This window comes from Mycobacterium syngnathidarum (genome assembly GCF_001942625.1).
GTDB lineage: Bacteria > Actinomycetota > Actinomycetes > Mycobacteriales > Mycobacteriaceae > Mycobacterium > Mycobacterium syngnathidarum.
Genome location: NZ_MLCL01000065.1, coordinates 1 through 1,077, shown reverse-complemented (window position 1 = coordinate 1,077; position 1,077 = coordinate 1). Strand labels below are relative to the sequence as shown.

The 1,077-nt window shown below is 62.1% G+C and carries 1 protein-coding gene; it reads right to left on the bottom strand.

The window, feature by feature from the left end; genetic code table 11:
• Positions 1–972 (bottom strand): IS481 family transposase, encoded by a 972-nt coding sequence (locus BKG60_RS18095; RefSeq protein ID WP_070188763.1) that lies wholly within the window; start codon positions 970–972, stop codon positions 1–3.
• Positions 973–1,077: the final 105 nt, after the last annotated feature.

Genomic DNA, 1,077 nt, shown 5'->3' with positions numbered 1-1,077 from the left:
CTAGGTGTAATTCCCACACAGGTTGTGAACGCGTAGGCGTTCGATGGGTGTCTTGCCGCCGATGCCGGTGTGGGGTCGGTGGTGATTGTAGTGATGCAGCCAGTCCGGGTAGGTCGCTGCACGGGCCTGGTCGGACAGATAGGTCTGCGCGTAGGCCCATTCGGTGGCGAGTGTGCGGTTGAATCGCTCCACTTTGCCATTGGTCTGGGGACGATACGGCCGAGTGAATTTGTGGGTGATTTCCTTGCCGAGGGCATCAGCGAAAACCTTTGACCGATAACAGGATCCGTTGTCAGTCAGCACCCGTTTGACAGTGAAGCCGTGATCGGCGAAGAACGCCCGGGCGCGGACCCAGAAATCCGCGGCGGTCTGCTTACGCTCATCATCGAGGATCTCCGAATACGCCAACCGGCTGTGATCGTCGACAGCATGGTGCAGGTAGGAGTACCCCACGTTGGCGCGGTTGCGTCGCCCGGCTTGGCGGCCCAGTTTGCGGTGCCCGCCACCGTCGGGGATACGCCCGAGTTTCTTGATGTCGACATGGACCAGATCTCCTGGTGCGGAATGCTCGTAACGGTGTGGCTTGGGCCGGCGCACCACCGTTCCGGTGTTCTGGTCCAGATCACGCAGTAGCGGCATCCGGTAGCGGCGCAGGACCGCTTCGATCGTGGAGCGCGCCAACCGCAGATGAGCCGCGATGCGGTGGGGTCCCCAGCGATGGATGACGCGCACCTTGATGATCCGCCGCTCCAAACGCTGGCACAGGCGCCGCGGGCTGCGGTGCGGGCGGCTGGAGCGATCCTCCATGGCTGCCGCACCGCCGTTGCGGTACCGGTCTGCCCATTTCTTAGCTGTGGCCGTTGAGCACTGGAACCGTTCGGCAGCACGAGCCAGCGGCCAACCGTCATCAACAACACATCGAGCCAGGGCCAAACGGCCGCGAGGAGTCAGGAACGCATTACGGTGAGACATGAGGACCTCTCGGTGATCGGGGTGTGTGTGGTAACCACACCGATACCGGAGGTCCTCACCTATTTTCCGCTAACCACGCCGTTCACAACCTGTGTGGGAATTACA

What these genes read in the sequence shown, in the direction of transcription:
- BKG60_RS18095 (WP_070188763.1), bottom strand. Translation starts at nt 972, where the DNA reads ATGTCTCACCGTAATGCGTTCCTGACTCCTCGCGGCCGTTTGGCCCTG.